The sequence below is a fragment of the Nocardioides bizhenqiangii genome, assembly GCF_034661235.1.
Lineage (GTDB): Bacteria > Actinomycetota > Actinomycetes > Propionibacteriales > Nocardioidaceae > Nocardioides > Nocardioides bizhenqiangii.
Genome location: NZ_CP141059.1, coordinates 2,427,907 through 2,444,061, shown reverse-complemented (window position 1 = coordinate 2,444,061; position 16,155 = coordinate 2,427,907). Strand labels below are relative to the sequence as shown.

At 71.8% G+C, this 16,155-nt stretch carries 12 protein-coding genes; 6 read left to right on the top strand and 6 right to left on the bottom strand.

What is annotated here, in order from left to right; translation table 11 throughout:
- Window positions 1–11: 11 nt before the first annotated feature.
- The 4 genes from SHK19_RS11845 to SHK19_RS11830 form a co-directional block, all read right to left on the bottom strand.
- On the bottom strand, window positions 12–2,555 hold the full coding sequence (locus SHK19_RS11845; RefSeq protein WP_322455168.1) for an ABC transporter permease: 2,544 nt from the start codon (window positions 2,553–2,555) through the stop codon (window positions 12–14).
- Window positions 2,556–2,557: 2 nt separating this feature from the next.
- Window positions 2,558–3,331 (bottom strand): ABC transporter ATP-binding protein, encoded by a 774-nt coding sequence (locus tag SHK19_RS11840; RefSeq protein ID WP_322455167.1) that lies wholly within the window; start codon window positions 3,329–3,331, stop codon window positions 2,558–2,560.
- Window positions 3,332–3,394: 63 nt separating this feature from the next.
- Window positions 3,395–4,501: an S-adenosylmethionine:tRNA ribosyltransferase-isomerase gene (locus tag SHK19_RS11835; RefSeq protein ID WP_322455166.1), complete on the bottom strand. Its 1,107-nt coding sequence runs from the start codon at window positions 4,499–4,501 to the stop codon at window positions 3,395–3,397.
- A 1-nt stretch (window position 4,502) separates the two neighbouring features.
- Entirely contained in the window at window positions 4,503–5,225 is a 723-nt protein-coding gene (locus tag SHK19_RS11830; RefSeq protein WP_322936332.1) for an SDR family NAD(P)-dependent oxidoreductase, read from the bottom strand.
- A 76-nt stretch (window positions 5,226–5,301) separates the two neighbouring features.
- Here SHK19_RS11830 and SHK19_RS11825 point away from each other — a divergent pair, with 76 nt between their 5' ends.
- The 4 genes from SHK19_RS11825 (at window position 5,302) to SHK19_RS11810 (ending at window position 11,577) form a co-directional block, all read left to right on the top strand.
- A complete protein-coding gene (locus tag SHK19_RS11825) occupies window positions 5,302–7,002 on the top strand; it encodes a glycoside hydrolase family 9 protein (protein ID WP_322936330.1) in 1,701 nt (566 codons plus the stop codon).
- Between the two features lie 68 nt (window positions 7,003–7,070).
- Window positions 7,071–8,543: a glycerol kinase GlpK gene (gene glpK / locus SHK19_RS11820; protein ID WP_405030497.1), complete on the top strand. Its 1,473-nt coding sequence runs from the start codon at window positions 7,071–7,073 to the stop codon at window positions 8,541–8,543.
- Between the two features lie 81 nt (window positions 8,544–8,624).
- Window positions 8,625–9,794: an ATP-binding protein gene (locus tag SHK19_RS11815; protein ID WP_322936329.1), complete on the top strand. Its 1,170-nt coding sequence runs from the start codon at window positions 8,625–8,627 to the stop codon at window positions 9,792–9,794.
- A 28-nt stretch (window positions 9,795–9,822) separates the two neighbouring features.
- Entirely contained in the window at window positions 9,823–11,577 is a 1,755-nt protein-coding gene (locus tag SHK19_RS11810; RefSeq protein ID WP_322936328.1) for a glycerol-3-phosphate dehydrogenase/oxidase, read from the top strand.
- Between the two features lie 10 nt (window positions 11,578–11,587).
- Here the strand turns inward: SHK19_RS11810 and SHK19_RS11805 are convergent, their stop codons facing one another.
- Entirely contained in the window at window positions 11,588–13,540 is a 1,953-nt protein-coding gene (locus tag SHK19_RS11805; protein ID WP_322936327.1) for a hypothetical protein, read from the bottom strand.
- A 21-nt stretch (window positions 13,541–13,561) separates the two neighbouring features.
- Between SHK19_RS11805 and SHK19_RS11800 the strand changes: the two genes are divergently transcribed.
- Complete coding sequence (locus SHK19_RS11800) at window positions 13,562–14,329, top strand: SDR family oxidoreductase (RefSeq protein ID WP_322936326.1); 768 nt, start codon at window positions 13,562–13,564, stop codon at window positions 14,327–14,329.
- On the opposite strand, the gene SHK19_RS11795 is transcribed toward SHK19_RS11800, so the two are convergent.
- Window positions 14,261–15,100 carry an SURF1 family cytochrome oxidase biogenesis protein gene (locus tag SHK19_RS11795; RefSeq protein WP_322936325.1) on the bottom strand — a complete coding sequence of 280 codons (840 nt, stop codon included), beginning with the start codon at window positions 15,098–15,100 and terminating at the stop codon, window positions 14,261–14,263. The two genes, SHK19_RS11800 and SHK19_RS11795, sit on opposite strands and share 69 nt — an antisense overlap.
- 56 nt (window positions 15,101–15,156) lie before the next feature.
- Here SHK19_RS11795 and moaA point away from each other — a divergent pair, with 56 nt between their 5' ends.
- Window positions 15,157–16,149: a GTP 3',8-cyclase MoaA gene (gene moaA / locus SHK19_RS11790; RefSeq protein WP_322936324.1), complete on the top strand. Its 993-nt coding sequence runs from the start codon at window positions 15,157–15,159 to the stop codon at window positions 16,147–16,149.
- Window positions 16,150–16,155 lie beyond the last annotated feature (6 nt).

Here is a 16,155-nt window from a genome sequence, read left to right as displayed (position 1 = left end):
GACTGTGAGTCCTACTCCTCGGCGATCGCCTCGAGCACGTTCATCCGGGCGGCCCGGATCGACGGGATCACGGCGGCGAGGACACCGACGACGACCGCGATCGCGAGGAAGACCACCAGCTGCGAGAGCGGCAGGGCCAGGCTGCTCAGGTCCTCCTTGAGCGTCTCGCGCAGCGTCACGCCGATCGTCAGGCCGAGGCCGAGCCCGAGCACCGCACCCAGGACCGCGATCGCCACGGACTCGAGGGTGATCATCCGCCGCAGCCGGCTCCGGCTCATCCCGATCGCCCGCAGCAGGCCGACCTCGCGGGTCCGCTCGATGACGCTGAGGCCGAGGGTGTTCACGATGCCGAAGACGGCGATCACGATCGCCAGCGCCAGGAGCCCGTAGATGATGTAGAGCAGCTGGTTGACCTGGTCGCGGATCGCGTCGCTGAACTCCTCCTTGTCGTAGACCGCGACGATCGGCACGTCGGACGCGGCGTCGTCAAGGTCGTCCTGCACCGCCTCCGCGTCGGCCCCGTCCTCGATCAGGATGCTGACGCTGGTGTCCTGTCGGGTGAGTCCGGCCTTCTCGATCTGGTCGAGCCGGACGTTGATCGGCGCCGTCACCTCGGACGACCCCACGATCCCGACGACCTCGAGCTGGAGCTTGGAGCCGCCTGGGAAGCTCAGCTCGAGCTCGTCGCCCAGGCTGACGTCGTGGTCGTCGGCGAAATCGTCGAAGACGAAGGCCTCCGAGCCGTGCAGGTCGGTCCGGCCCTCCTTGACATCGAGGTCGTAGACGTCGGTGAAGGCGTCGTCGTTGCCCGCGACCGTCTCGTTGTCGCCGTCCAGCTTGGCGCCGACCCATTGCTGCCGGCTGACGACGGAGACGCCGTCGACGTCCTCGAGAGCGTCCCCGACCGTGGTCGAGAACGGCACGAAGTTCGTGCTCTGCACCAGGAAGTCGGCGGTGAACTCCTCGTCGACCAGGTCGTCGATCGACTTGTTCATCGACGCCGCGAGCACGCCGATCGTCGACACGAGGGCGAGCCCGATCATCAGCGCCGACGCGGTGGCGCCGGTGCGACGAGGGTCGCGCAGGGCGTTCTCGCCCGCGAGCCGGCCGGGCGCTCCGAAGAGGCGTCCGAACAGGGCGCGACAGCCGACCAGCACGGGCTTGCCGATGACCGGGCTGATCACCGCGACGGTGAGGATCCAGATCACCGCGCCGATGCCGACCCAGAGCGCGTCGGGACCCGGTGCGCCGACCACGCCCCAGATGGCGAGCGCGGCGCCCACCACGAGGAGAACACCGCCGACCGCGGCGCGACGTCCGAGCGGAGCGGGTGCGTGGGGCGACTCCGCCCGCATGGCGGCGACCGGAGCGACTCGTCCGGCACGTCGCGAGGGGAAGTAGGCGGCGACGATCGTGACGACGACCCCGACGGCGTAGCTGATGCCGACAGCGGTCGCGGTCAGGTCGAGCGCGTTGCTGGCGATGTCGAGCCCGATCGCGCGGAAAAGGGCGGCCAGGCCTCGTGAGAGCAGCCAACCCACGCCGATGCCGATCGTCGAGGCGACGAACGACAGCACCAGCGCCTCGAGCATCACCGAACGGGTCACTTGCTCGCGAGCGGCGCCGAGAGCGCGCAGCAGGGCGAGCTCCCGCGAGCGCTGGGCGACCAGGATGGTGAAGGTGTTGAGGATGATGAAGGCGCTGACGAGCACGGCGATCCCCGCGAAGATCAGCAGGAAGATGCTGATGATGCCGAGGAACTCCCCGATGGCAGCCTGGGACTCGTCGGCGACCTTGTCACCGGTGGCCGCCTCGAAGTCATCGGGGATCACCTCCTGGGCAGCGTCGGCCAGCTCCTCCTGGGTGACGCCCTCCGCCGCGGTCAGGCTGACCCGGTTGTAGACGTCGTGGCCGTTGAGGAACAGCCGCTGGGCGCCCTCGGTCGAGAAGATGAGCAACGTCGCCCCCGCGGTGCCGCCGCCGTTGAACTCGGCGGTGCCGACGAGGGTCGCGGTCTGCTCGATCTCGCCGTACGGGGCCAGCAGCTGCACCTCGTCGCCGAGTTGGTAGTCGCCGTTCTCGGCCGCGGCAGTGTCGAGCACGATCTCGTCGGTGGCCTCCGGCCAGTGGCCGCTGTCGAGCTTGAGGATCGACCCCCCGTCCATGTTGGGGCCGTCGTGGTAGTTGAAGGCCAGCGTCGGTGCACCGGTGCCGCCGACGAGCGTCCCGTCGGAGGCGAGCAGGCTCATGCCGAAGCCGGCGATGTCGCCGTCGGCACGGTCGACCTCGGGAAGCGCCTCGAGCTTCTCGATGGTCTCGGGCGTCACGACGTTCTTCGGTGTGCCGGAGTAGCCCGCGTCGAACTCGGAGAAGTCCTTGGTCCGCACGACGCCGTCGGGCGTCGAGCCGTAGATGATGCCGTCGAAGGTGGACGAGAGGCCGTTGCTGAAGACGAGGACGCCCGAGAGGAAGGCGACACCGAGCACGATCGACAGGCCGCTCATGACCAGCCGGAGCTTGCGCGCCAGCAGGTTGCGCAGGGTGAGCCTGAACATCGTCAGACGGTCCCAGGCGCGGCCGCGACAAGGGTCTGGAGCGCGGTCATGTGCTCGAGGATCTGCTCCCGGTCGGGGTTGTCGATCTCGTCGACGACCTGGCCGTCGGCGAGGAAGATCACCCGGTCGCAGTACGACGCCGCGACGGCGTCGTGGGTCACCATGACCACGGTCTGGCCGAACTCGTCGACGCTGCGCCGCAAGAACGACAGCACCTCGGCGCCGGAGGTGCTGTCGAGGTTGCCGGTCGGCTCGTCCGCGAAGACGATCGACGGCTTGCTCGCCAGCGCCCGGGCGCACGCGACCCGCTGCTGCTGGCCGCCCGACATCTCGCTCGGCCGGTGGCCGAGCCGGTCCCTGAGGCCGACCGCGTCCACCACGGTGTCGAACCACGCCTGGTCGGGCTTCCTGCCGGCGAGGTCGAGGGGGAGCAGGATGTTCTCCTGCGCGGTCAGGGTGGGGATCAGGTTGAACGCCTGGAAGACGAACCCGACCCGATCGCGGCGCAGTGCGGTGAGCGCCTTGTCGCTGAGGCCGGTCAGGGAGGTGCCGTCGACCTCGACCGTGCCCGCCGTCGGGTTGTCGAGGGCCGCCAGGCAGTGCATCAACGTCGACTTGCCCGAGCCCGACGGGCCCATGATGGCGGTGAACTTGCCGGCCTCGAGATCGACGGTGACGCCGGCAAGGGCGTGGACTTCCGACTGGCCGGACCCGTAGACCTTGCGCAGGTCGACTGCACGAGCGGCAACAGGCGGGCGATGGGGGGCGCTCGTCATAAGGTTTACCTTGCCTGATCGCTGGTGACGCCGCATCGGGATATCCCCTGAGGCGTCCCTGGGTCAGGGCAGCAGCAGGGCGGAGTCCCCGAACTCGTGCCAGAGGTAGCGGGCGTCGACGGCCGCGGCGTACGCCCGCTGCGTGAGCTCGGGGCCGGCGACCGCCTCGACCAGCAGCAGGTGGGACGCCTCCGGGTCGTGCCACCCGGTGACCAGGCCGTCGACGATCCGCGGCGGGTCCGCGGGGGTCACCACTCGGGAGGTCCATCCTCGCGCGGCGACCAGCCTGCTGCCGTCACCGGTCGGTTCGACAGCGGACTCGAGCGCTCGGGTGACCGTGGTGCCGACCGCGATCACCCGTCCGCCGCCGGCGCGCGCGGCGTTGACCACCGCGGCGGTCGCCGCCGGCACCTCGAACCGCTCCGGCTGCGGTGCCTCGCCGGCCTCCTGCGAGGACACGCCGGTGTGCAGCGTGACCGGGGCGACCATCACTCCGCCCGCCACCAGTCGGGTCACCAGGTCGGCCGTGAACGGACGGCCCGCCGAGGGCATCTCGGCGCTGCCGGGCCGACGGCCGAACACCGTCTGGTAGTCGCTCAGCGGGTAGCGGTCTGCGAGGTAGCCGTAGGAGATCGGTCGGCCGTAGCGGCGGGCGGCCGCAGCCAGGTCGCCGTCGGCGCTCGCCTGCCACAGCCGGTTACCGGTCCCGGTGGGGGAGGATCCCGGCTCGGGGTAGGGCGCGACGAGGCGCAGCCGGACCACGCCGGCAGCGATCTCGAGCACGTCGTCGGGCTCCGCGTCGAGCACTGCGCGATCGGCGTCGGGCGCGCGTCGTACCTCCACGACCCAGGCTTGCCCTGAGCCTGTCGAAGGGTCGGGCAACGGGGCGGCGAGGTGGACGACCACGGGACCGTGCCGGTCCGCCCTGGTGACCAGCTGGGCGTCGAGCTGGGCAGCGACGGTCGCGGAATCGTTGACGACGACGACGTCGCCGGCGCGGAGGTGCTCGGCCAGGTGGGCGAAGCGGGTGTGGGTGAGCCCGCGGCTGCCGTCGGCGACCAGGAGCCGCACCCGGTCCCGGGCGACACCCCTCCGCTCGGCCGGGGCCGGGGCGAACGCGCTCCGCGGGGCGCTGAAGCTGGTGGTGGGGCGCTCGTCGAGGAGCGTCATGTCAGGCTCCCGTCCGTTCGGCGACGCGCAGCGCAGGGAAGTCGGCGGCCCGGTAGCGGCCCGACGGGGGCCGACTCCCCAGCAGCGCCAGCAAGTGCGGCACCACGGTCTCCGGGAGCGGCCGGTCCGAGATGTCCTCACCCGGGAACCAGTCCTGGTGCATCTGCGTGCGCATGTCACCCGGGTCGACGGCGTACGCCGTGATCTCCGGGTTCTCGGCTGCGAAGGTCAGCGTGATGTGGTCGAGGCCCGCCTTCGACGCGCTGTAGAGGCCCCAGCCCGCGTAGTGCTCCACTGCTGCGTCGGACGAGATCGACAGCAGCACGCCGCGGGACCCGGTCAGCACGGGAAGCAGCAGGGACGTCAGGATCAGGGGGGCGCCGACGTTGTGCCGCCAGACGTACTGGAGGTCGTCGGGGGTGACGTCCACCAGGAGTCGGTGCCGGGTGTCGCCGCTGGCCGGGCCCAGGGCGCTGGCGTTGTGGACCAGCAGGTCGAGCCGGCCGTCGACCGCGGCCAGCAGGGCGTCGCGGTGGTCGGCGTCGGTCACGTCACCGGGGACGGCGGTGATGTGGTCGGCTCCGGGGAGCTCGCGAAGGGTGTCGAGACGGGCGGGGTCGCGGCCGTCGGTCACGACGTGCCAGCCCTGCTCGCTGAGTGCAGCCACCAGGGCGCGGCCGAGCCCGGCGCTGCCGCCTGAGACGAGTGCGGTTTCCTTAGTCATGACTCCATGGTGAAACTTGAAGTTAACTTGAGGTCAAGTGCTCGACAGGATCGACTTGCGACCGCACGATGGGCGGATGACATCGCGCCGACGCAGGACCTTCCTCGCCCTGGCGGTCGGCCTCCTGGTGGTCATCCCGTTCGCCGAGCCGTCGAGCCCGTCGCCGGCGCACGCAGCACCGCCGCTGACCATCCGGGTGCCGGTGTTCGCGGAGCCGGGGGAGGTGCCCCCGGCGGTCGTGGCGTCGGACTCACCGCTGGCCGGGACCACCTACTCGGTCGTCTCCACGAGCGACGGCGCCGCCATCGACACCGGGCCGCTCGAGCCGCTGCCGGGTCCGGCGAGGCCATGGCGGTACGCCGCGCTGGCGGACCTGTCGGCGATCACCGAACCAGGCGTGTACCGGGTGGTCGTCGGCACGAAGAAGTCGGTCGTCATCGAGGTGGGCGAACACCTCTTCCGCGGCGTCCTCGGGGCGGCGCTCTCGATCTTCAAGGCCAACGCCGACGGCGACGAACCGACGATCTGGCACGGACCGAGCCACCTGCACGACCGCCGGTCGCCGATCGCGAACGGGCCGCAGCGAGGCGAGCGGATCGACGTCGAGGGCGGCTGGATGGACTCCGGCGACCAGCTGAAGTTCACCGTCACCACGGCGTACTCGACGCTGATGCTCGAGCTCGCTGCCGCCAACCAGCCTGCTCAAGCGTCGGTCATCCTCGATCTCACCGGGATCGGGGTCCGCTGGCTCCGTAAGGCACATCCCCGGCGCGACGTGTTCGTCGCCCAGGTCGGGCACACCGCGGCCGACCACAACGCGGGCTTCCGGGACCCGACCGTCGACGACGGCAGCTCCGACCCCCGCCGCAGCCGGCGGCCGTCGTACGTACTCACCCGCGAGACGGGAGGGTCCGACGTCGCTGCGATCACGTCCGCGGCCCTCGCCAATGCGGCGCTGCGGTACTCGGGCGAGCCTCGTCGGCGGCTGGTCCGGCAGGCGGAGGCCTGGCTCGCGAAGGCGCGGGCGCTCGGGAGGGTCTGGCGCAACTGCTGCTACCAGCAGGACAGCTGGCGCGACGACCTCGCGGTCGCGCAAGCGGCGCTGTGGCGCGCCACCGGCAGGGCGTCGTACGCCGGCGACGCGCTCGCCTCCCTGCGGCGCGCGACCTCCGACGGCGAACGGAGCTGGCTGGTCGCCGCCGACAGCTATCAGATGTCCGCGATCGCAGCGGCCGAGCTCTGCGGCGTGCTCCGGCCGGACGACGACCCGGCGCGTCCCGGGGTCCGGCGACCGGCGTGCCGGATCCTGCAGGCCGGCGGCACGGCGTGGATGCACGTCGTCGCGACCGAGACCGCGTTCGGCCGGGCGGGGTGGGCGCAGTGGGCCTCGGTGCGACAGAGCGAGTCGGGAGCGGTGGTGCTCGCCCTCGCCGCCCGCGCGGGTCTGACCGGCGCCGGCGCCGCGCTCGACCGGGCGACCGGCTGGTTCCTCGGCGTCAACCCGTGGGGCCTGCGCTGGCAGGCCGAGGTCGGCGGCATCGAGGATCCCTACCACTGGGTCCAGGCCGTGGACCTCGACCTGGGCGGAGCCGTCGTCGGCGGCCCGGCACCACTCGTCGACATCAACGACAACCGCGGAGCCGACCTGACCCTCGGCCCGTTCGACACCCGCCAGCAGACCTACCGCGACCTGGCGGACGACTACGTGATGAACGAGGTCGGGATCGGCTACTCCGCGCCCGCCGCGCTGCACTTCGCGCTCGTGTCTCCGGAGTGACGTGCCAGAGTGGGTCCGTGGCGGAATACGTGGGGGCCATCGACCAGGGCACGACGAGCACCCGGTTCATGGTGTTCGACCATGCGGGGGCCGAGGTGGCCCGGCACCAACTGGAGCACGAGCAGGTACTGCCGCGGGCCGGCTGGGTCGAGCACAACCCAGTGGAGATCTGGGAGCGGACGTCCGCCGTCGTGCAGACCGCACTCGGCAAGGCCCGTATCGACGCCGGCGACCTCGCCGCCGTCGGCATCACCAACCAGCGCGAGACCACGTTCGTCTGGGACCGGCGCACCGGGCGTCCGTTGCACAACGCGATCGTCTGGCAGGACACCCGCACCGACGCGATCGCGGCGGCGCTCGACCGCGACGGGCGCGGCGACACGATCCGTCACCGCGCGGGGCTCCCGCCGGCGACGTACTTCGCCGGCGGCAAGCTGCAGTGGATCCTCGAGCAGGTCGACGGTGCGCGTAAAGCGGCCGAACGCGGCGACGCCCTCTTCGGTACGTCGGACACCTGGCTGCTGTGGCACCTGACCGGAGGTCCCGACGGTGGGGTGCACGTCACCGACGTGACGAATGCCAGCCGCACCATGCTGATGGACCTCGAGACTCTCGACTGGGACGACGAGCTGCTCGGGTTCTTCGGGGTGCCGCGCGAGATGCTCCCGCAGATCCGGGAGTCGTCGGCCTCGGAGTCCGGCGGCCCGTTCGGCGTCACCCGGGCGAACGGCCCGTTCGGCGGTGAGGTGCCGCTGACCGGGATCCTCGGCGACCAGCAGGCGGCCACCGTCGGTCAGGTCTGCTTCGCGCCCGGCGAGGCCAAGAACACCTACGGCACCGGCAACTTCATGCTCCTCAACACGGGCACCGAGATCGTCCGCTCCAAGGCCGGGCTGCTCACGACGCCGGCCTACCGGTTCGGCGACGAGCACTGCGTCTACGCGCTCGAGGGCTCGATCGCCGTCACAGGCTCCGCGGTCCAGTGGCTGCGCGACCAGCTCGGCATCATCAGCGGCGCGGCCGAGTCCGAGTCGCTGGCCCGGCAGGTCGACGACAACGGCGGCGTCTACTTCGTGCCTGCGTTCTCCGGCCTGTTCGCGCCGTACTGGCGCTCGGACGCGCGCGGCGCCATCGTCGGGCTCTCGCGTTTCAACACCAACGCCCACCTGGCCCGGGCGACCCTCGAGGCGATCTGCTACCAGTCCCGCGACGTCGCCGAGGCGATGTGCCAGGACTCCGGAGTCCAGCTCGAGGTGCTCAAGGTCGACGGCGGCGTGACCCTCAACAGCCTCTGCATGCAGATCCAGGCCGATGTGCTGGGGGTCCCCGTGAGCCGGCCCGTCGTGCCCGAGACGACGGCCCTGGGCGCGGCGTACGCCGCCGGCCTCTCCGTCGGGTTCTGGCGCGACACCGACGAGCTGCGTGCCAACTGGGCGGAGGACACCCGCTGGGAGCCGACCTGGGACGAGACGCAGCGCGAGGAGGGCTACGCGCGGTGGAAGAAGGCCGTGCAGCGCACCCTCGACTGGGTCGACGTCTGACCGTTTGCTATAACATGCTATAACGGCGTCAGGATGCTATAAGTGCTCTAACGCGCAAAGGTCCGATCCAGAGGGGGCGTGATGACGGCGCGGCAGCAGAATCCATACCGTCCGGGGTTCAACCAGCCACCGCTGGTGTTCGCCGGCCGCGCCGACGTCCTCGACGGTGCGGCAGAGGCGCTGGACATCGCGGCGTACGACGGCCGCACGCCGCGGCCGCTGATCCTGCTGGGGCCGCGGGGTGTCGGAAAGACCGTGACGCTCGGCGAGATCGCGACCCTCGCCGCGGAGCGACACGGGTGGCCGACCGTCCACGTCGAGGCAAAGGTGCTCGGGCCGTTCCTGGAGGACCTCGAGGCCGGGCTGGTCGGCGCGGGTCGGCTGTTGGCCGGCGCCGACCTGGATCAACGCAAGAGCCGGCTGCGCGTGACCGGCGGCAAGGTCGAGGCGAAGGCCTTCGGCGTCGGCGGTGAGCTCCAGTTCGACGCGGAGCGGCCCGACGGAGCGGCACCCACCCTCGGCGGCACGCTCGCCGAGACGATGCAGATCGCGGCCGGACGGTCCTCCGGTCTGGTGCTGACGGTGGACGAGCTGCAGAACGCCGAGCCCGGCGACATCTCGCTGTTCTTCGGCGTGGTCCAGGAGCACGTCCCCCACGGGTGGCCGCTCGTCATCGCCCTCGCCGCACTGCCGACGCTGCGGGAGAGCCGAGGCCGCCGCCGGCTGCCGACCTACCTCGAGCGCGCCGAGTGGCACGACCTGGACACCTTGCCGCCCAACGAGGCCCGCGAGGCCCTCGTCGGTCCGGCGCAGCAAGCGGGCCGGCCGATGACGCCCGGTGCCGCAAACGTCCTGCTCGACCACGCGGGCGGCTATCCCTACGCGATCCAGGTCGCGGGCCACTTCGCCTGGCGCGCCTCGCACGCGAGTCGCGCCATCGGGGTGGATCACGCCCGAGCCGCCGTACCGAAGATCGAGGCCGACCTCGCGAACCTGTTCCGGTCGCGGTGGGATGACGCCAGCCCGCGCGAGCAGGAGTACCTGCGCGCGATGGCCGCAGTCGCCGGCCGGGGTGAGCTCCCACGCGGGGGCCTGGTGGCGGCGGAACTGGGGGAACCGGTGACGAGCGTGTCGTACCTGCGGGCGAGACTGTTGCGGAAGGGCACCATCTACCGGGAGGCCGGCGGAGGTCTCCACTTCATCACCCCCGGGATGGGCGCGTGGATCCGCGCGCTCGATCAGGGAGACTGACCCGACCGAGCCGCCCCAGGAGGACAGCATGACGCCGGCCGCACTCTCGCCCCGTGCGCGCTCCGCGGCGCTCAAGCGACTCTCCGGCCAACACCTGGACGTGCTCGTGATCGGTGCCGGCGTGGTCGGTGCCGGCTGCGCCCTGGACGCCGCCACCCGCGGCCTCACGGTCGGTCTCGTCGAGGCCCGCGACTTCGCGTCCGGCACGTCCAGCCGCAGCTCCAAGCTGGTCCACGGCGGGTTGCGCTACCTGGAGATGCTCGACTTCCGGCTCGTGGCGGAGGCGCTCAAGGAGCGCGGCCTGCTGATGCAGCGGCTGGCGCCGCACCTGGTCCGCCCGGTCCCGTTCCTCTACCCGCTGACCGGCCGGGGCTGGGAGCGGTGGTACGCCGGCTCCGGGATCGCGATGTACGACGCTCTCGCCAAGGCCAGCGGGTACGGCGCCAGCACGCCCGTGCACCGCCACCTCACCCGGCACGGCGCCCGCAAGGCTTTCCCTTCGCTGCGCAAGGACGCTCTGGTCGGGGCGATCAAATATTACGACGCGCAGGTCGACGACGCGCGGCACACGATGTTCCTGGCGCGCACCGCCGCGACCTACGGCGCCGCGGTCGCCAGCCGCACCCGCGTCGTCGGGCTGATCAAGGAGAGCGAGCGGGTCGTCGGCGCCGAGGTGATCGACCTCGAGACCGGCAACCGCTTCGAGATCCGTGCCTCCCAGGTCATCAACGCCACCGGGGTCTGGACCGACGAGACCCAGGCCATGGCCCGCGAGCGGGGTCAGTTCAAGGTGCGGGCCAGCAAGGGGATCCACCTGGTCGTGCCGCGGGACCGGATCCGCGGCGAGGCCGGGCTGATCCTGCGCACCGAGAGCTCGGTGCTGTTCGTCATCCCGTGGAAGCGGCACTGGATCATCGGCACCACCGACACCGACTGGGAGCTGTCCAAGGACCATCCGGCCGCCAGCTCCCGCGACATCGGCTACCTGCTGGAGCACGTCAACAAGGTGCTCGAGGTGCCGTTGACCCGCGACGACGTCGAGGGCGTCTACGCCGGCCTGCGACCGCTGCTGGCGGGCGAGGACGCGGCGACGTCCAAGCTGTCCCGCGAGCACGCGGTCGCGCACTCCGTGCCGGGACTCGTCGTGGTCGCCGGTGGCAAGTACACGACCTACCGGGTGATGGCCGCCGACGCCGTCGACGAGGCGGTGCGCGGCCTGGAGATCTCGCAGGGCAAGGCGGTAGGCCCCTGCGTCACGGAGCAGATCCCGCTGGTCGGCGCCGACGGCTTCCAGGCCTTGTGGAACCAGCGGCGCAGCCTCGCCGCCCAGTCCGGTCTCGCGATCAACCGGATCGAGCACCTGCTGGAGCGGTACGGCTCCCTCGTGCTGGAGGTGCTGGACCTGGTCGCCGCCGAGCCCGACCTGGCCGAGCCGTTGCCCGGTGCCGAGGACTATCTCCAGGCGGAGGCGGTCTACGCGGTGACCCACGAGGGCGCCCGGCACCTCGACGACGTGCTGACCCGACGGCTGCGGGTGTCGATCGAGACCTTCGACCGTGGCGTCGGTGCGGCGCCCTACGTCGCCGACCTGGCCCGCGGCTACCTCGGCTGGGACTCCGAGCAGCGCGCCCGCGAGGTCGAGCACTACCTCAAGCGGGTCGAGGCCGAGCGGGAGAGCCAGCGGCAGCCGGACGACCACACTGCCGACGCCGCGCGCAAGGGTGCGCCCGACGTGGTGCCGGTGTCGCACGTGGCCGACGCGATCGACGACGTCGTCGGCTGACCGGGTCGCCTCAGCCGCTGGTGTGCAGGTCGACGCCCAGGTCCGCGGTCTGCCCGCGGGTCACGGCGACGTCGTCGGCGTGCCGAATTCGGGATGTCGTGCCGTCGGGGGAGCCGGTGTCGTAGAAGATCCCGCTCGGTTCGCCGCTGCAGGCCTTCGGGACGAGCACGACGTACGACGCGGTGCTGAGCCCGCCGATCGAGAACGCGCCCGTCACGTCGCTGATCGCCGTCCGGACAGCCAGTGAGCGGTCCCGGGCGCGTGCCTGGACGGTGCAGCCTTGCACCGGCTCGCCTGCGCTGCCGAGCAGCCGGCCGTCGATGGTGCCGCCCTCGTCGAGGGTCGCCCTGATCCCCTCCACGACGTCACCGTCGACCGGCACCGGCGTCGCCCCGGAGTGACCGAGTCCGTCGCCGCGGTTGTGCCACCACTCGGCCGCGAGCGAGGTCCGGGCGACCGCGCGGTGGAAGCCGACGCGGTAGTCACCCGCAGGGAGCTCGCCGAACCGGTAGCGGTTGTTCGGCCCGGTCCACTGGCTCAGCGCCAGCCGGCCGGTCGGCGCGTAGAGGTCGACACGGACCCGTCCCGGTGCCCCCGAGACACCGCCACGGATCTCGCCCGCCTGTCCCGTGTCGATGTCGATTCCGCTGGTCGTGGTCCCGGCCACGACCTCGAACGGGACACCGCCCTGCGGCGACGGGCTACCGCCGTTGCACGTGCGGGGGAACGCAGTCACGAACTCGGGTTCGGAGTGCTCCACGCAGACGACGTAGGTGCCGCTCGGGAGCGAGCCGATCTCGTAGGTCCAGTCGCTGCCGATGCCGGTCTGGACGGCTTCGCCGCCTCCCACGCCCGCCCAGGTGTCCCCGACCTGGCGCCACGCGGTGACGCTCGGGTAGCCCTGGGCACCGAGGTAGACGTCGGGCAGGGTGCCGGAGACGAAGCCGGCCGGTCCGGGCGCGAGGTCGATGCCGGCGCGCTGCTGGGTCGCGGTCAGCACGATGTCCGAGGCCTGCGCGGGGTCGGAGCCCTGCTGCCAACAGGTGCCGATGACGTCGTACCCGTTGACGCACACGCGGTAGGCCTCGGCCTGCAGCGCACCGATCCGGTAGCTGCCGTCCGGGGCCACTCCGGCGGCCTCGGCGAACGCCCACTGTCCGAACCGGAGGTGGTAGGCGATGACGCTCATGGGCTCCGTCGAGCCTGGGGGGCGCGTCACCGTTCCGGAGATCGCGGCCTTGCGGGCGAGGCGGAAGTGGAGAGCGGAGACGTTGCCCGGCTCCAGCGTCACGTCCTGCGCATCGCCCAGGTTGGCGACCTCCTCCCAGCACTCCGAGACGTAGTCGCGCGGCACGTCGAGGAGGCAGAACCGATAGGTACCGGGGTCGAGGTCCCGCAGGGCGAAGGTGCCGTCCGCCGGGTCGCTCTGGTCGCCGCCGCGCCACTCCCAGGTCCCGTTCGGCAGCTGCCGGTACGGCGCGACGAACGCCTGGATGCCGACCCCGCCGGGCCCGACGATCCGACCCCGCACCACCTTCGCCTCCTTGGGGAGCGAGGGGTCGATCGTCGTCGTACTGCCGTCGGTGATGAGGATGTCGGTCGCGCCCCGGACGTCGTAGCCGTCGGACCAGCACCGCTGCCCGGCCTCCTCGGCCCAGGCATCGACGGTTGCGCTGAAGCACGCTCGGTAGCTGCCCGGCGGCAGTGAGACCGCGAACACGCTGCCCGACCAGACCGTCTGCGACGCCGCGAGCTGCCAGTGGTCGCCGTCGGCCTGGAAGACCTCGACCTTGAAGCCTTTGTCGTAGAGGTCGCCGTCCGGTCCGGTGAGCGTGCCGCTCAGTGTCCCGTTGACGGCGTGGGCAGGCGCAGCGACGAGGAGGGAGAGGAGCAGCGCCATCACGAGAGCGACGCCCGAGATCGACGCCCGGCGGGTCTGCACGCCGCGGAGCATGGCGGTCACAGTACGTCCTAATCTGGCGCCATGGACCTGGAACTCCGCGACCGCGTCTTCATCATTACCGGTGGCACGCGAGGCCTCGGCCGGGCCACCGCGGAAGCGCTGGCGGCCGAAGGGGCGCGCGTCGTCGTCTCGGGTCGCTCCCAGGAGAGCGTCGATGCGGCAGTCACCGCCCTTGGCGTGCTCGGTGAGAACAGGGGACTCGGCGTGGCAGCCGACAACGCGGATCCCACGACGCCAGGAAGGCTGATCGCGGCCGCGCAGGAGCGCTGGGGCCGTCTCGACGGGGCCCTGGTGAGCGTCGGAGGTCCACCGCCCGGTGAGCTGGGTGCGATCACGGACGAGCAGTGGACCGCGGCATTCGAGTCGGTCTTCCTCGGCAGCGTCCGGCTCGCCCGTGAGATCGGCGCCGCGCTCGGCGAGGACGGCTCGATCGCGCTGGTGCTCTCCACCAGCGTCCGCCAGCCGGTCCCGGGTCTCACGGTGTCCAACGGCTTCCGGCCGGGTCTGGCGATGGTCGCCAAGGGCCTCGCCGACGAGCTGGGCTCGCGCGGGGTGCGCGTCAACGGGCTGCTGCCGGGGCGGGTCAACACCGAGCGGGTCGCCGAGCTGGACGCCGCGACGGGGGACCAGGACGCGGCGCGTGCGTACTGGAAGGAGCAGATCCCGCTGCGCAGGTACGGCGCGCCCGCCGAGTTCGGACGGGTGGCAGCGTTCCTGCTCTCACCGGCCGCGTCCTTCGTCACCGGCGCGATGGTGCCGGTCGATGGCGGGATGACCCGCTCGCTCTGAGCCGGTGCGGCTCCGCCGTCGTTCGCCTCGCGGACCGTGCTTCCGCTCGTCCCAGGCCAGGTAGCCGAAGCCGCCGAGGGCGAGCACTCCGAAGAACCACCATTGCAGGCCGTAGAAGAAGTGCGGGCCCTCGCCGGTGTCCGGTTCCTCGGGGGGCTCGAGCGCCTCGGCGGGAGCGGGGTCCTCGGAGAGGAGCTCCACGAACCCGCCGTAGACCTCCCGGTCGAGGGCATCCCCGATCGCCTCGCTCGAGATCGCCCGCATCCCGCCGTCCGACACCTCGGTGCTGTCGCCCTCGCCGTCGGCGCGCACCCAGCCGGTGATGGTCACCTCGCCGTCCGGAGGAGGCGGTGCCGCGTCGCGCGGGTCCACCGACGGATCCTCGTCCGGCAGCCACCCGCGATCGACGACGAGGGCGGTGCCGTCCGCCGTGACCAGCGGTACGACGACCTGCACCCCTGGTGCGCCGTCCCGGGTGCGGTACCGGACGATCAGGGTGTCGTCGACGTCGTAGCTGCCGGTCGCCTCGACGACGGTGTACTCCTCGTCGGACGACACGGCGTCCCCGGGAGCCAGCACCTCGTCCACCGGCACCGGGTCGGCGTGCGCGTTGTCCTCGATCACGGCGTTGCGCGCCTCGCGGTCGTCGAGCCGGCCGAACTGCCACTCGCCGAGCCACCAGGTGCCGCAGGCGAGGACGACGATCGCGACGAAGAACAGCAGCCACCGGCGGCTGAGTAGGAATCGCCACGACGCCAGCCACTCACCCACAGAGATCACCGTAGGGCGTGAGGGGCACCCGCCCACATCCGGCCTATCCTGGGGTGATGCAGCCCCTCGTCGACCGCTACGGCCGGGTGGCGACCGACCTCCGGGTGTCGCTGACCGACCGCTGCAACCTGCGCTGCTCCTACTGCATGCCTGCCGAAGGGCTCGACTGGCTGCCGGGTGACGACCAGCTCACCGACGACGAGGTGGTGCGGCTGATCGCGATCGCGATCGAGCGGCTGGGAGTCCGTGAGGTCCGCTTCACCGGCGGCGAGCCCCTCGTACGACGCGGCCTGGTCGACGTCGTCCGCCGCACCCGCGCGGTGGGCCCCGGCGTCGAGCTGTCGATCACGACCAACGGGATCGGCCTCGCCCGCACTGCCGCTTCGCTCGCCGAGGCGGGTCTCGACCGGGTCAACGTCAGCCTCGACACCGTGCGTCCCGACACGTTCCTGGAGATCACCCGGCGCGACCGGTTCGACGACGTCGTCGAGGGCCTCGCCGCCGCCGAGGCGGCGGGTCTGGGTCCGGTGAAGGTCAACGCCGTGCTGCTCCGCGGCGTCAACGACGACCAGGCACCCGAGCTGCTCCGCTGGTGTCTCGAGCGGGGCTACCAGCTGCGGTTCATCGAGCAGATGCCGCTCGACGCCCAGCACGGGTGGTCGCGGGAGGGAATGGTCACCGCCGACGAGATCTTCGGTCGCCTCGACGGAGCGTTCACGCTGGCTCCGGCGTCCGAGCCGCGGGGGAGCGCACCGGCGGAGCTGTTCCTCGTCGATGGTGGCCCCGCCACGGTCGGCGTGATCGCATCGGTGACCCGGCCGTTCTGCGGTGACTGCGACCGCGTGCGGCTCACCGCTGACGGCCAGGTCCGCAACTGTCTGTTCGCCCGGCAGGAGTCCGACCTGCGCACGGCGATGCGCCGGGGAGCGACCGACGAGGATCTCGCCGAGCGCTGGCTGGTCGCGATGGCCGGCAAGGCCGCGGGTCACGGGATCGACGACCCCACGTTCCTCCAGCCCGACCGGCCGATGTCGGCCATCGGCGGCTGACATTCC

Excerpts from the sequence above, each read along its gene's own strand:
- SHK19_RS11845 (WP_322455168.1), bottom strand. The coding sequence starts at position 2,555 with ATGTTCAGGCTCACCCTGCGCAACCTGCTGGCGCGCAAGCTCCGGCTG.
- SHK19_RS11840 (WP_322455167.1), bottom strand. The coding sequence starts at position 3,331 with ATGACGAGCGCCCCCCATCGCCCGCCTGTTGCCGCTCGTGCAGTCGAC.
- SHK19_RS11835 (WP_322455166.1), bottom strand. The coding sequence starts at position 4,501 with ATGACGCTCCTCGACGAGCGCCCCACCACCAGCTTCAGCGCCCCGCGG.
- SHK19_RS11830 (WP_322936332.1), bottom strand. The coding sequence starts at position 5,225 with ATGACTAAGGAAACCGCACTCGTCTCAGGCGGCAGCGCCGGGCTCGGC.
- SHK19_RS11825 (WP_322936330.1), top strand. The coding sequence starts at position 5,302 with ATGACATCGCGCCGACGCAGGACCTTCCTCGCCCTGGCGGTCGGCCTC.
- glpK (WP_405030497.1), top strand. The coding sequence starts at position 7,071 with ATGGTGTTCGACCATGCGGGGGCCGAGGTGGCCCGGCACCAACTGGAG.
- SHK19_RS11815 (WP_322936329.1), top strand. The coding sequence starts at position 8,625 with ATGACGGCGCGGCAGCAGAATCCATACCGTCCGGGGTTCAACCAGCCA.
- SHK19_RS11810 (WP_322936328.1), top strand. The coding sequence starts at position 9,823 with ATGACGCCGGCCGCACTCTCGCCCCGTGCGCGCTCCGCGGCGCTCAAG.
- SHK19_RS11800 (WP_322936326.1), top strand. The coding sequence starts at position 13,562 with ATGGACCTGGAACTCCGCGACCGCGTCTTCATCATTACCGGTGGCACG.
- moaA (WP_322936324.1), top strand. The coding sequence starts at position 15,157 with ATGCAGCCCCTCGTCGACCGCTACGGCCGGGTGGCGACCGACCTCCGG.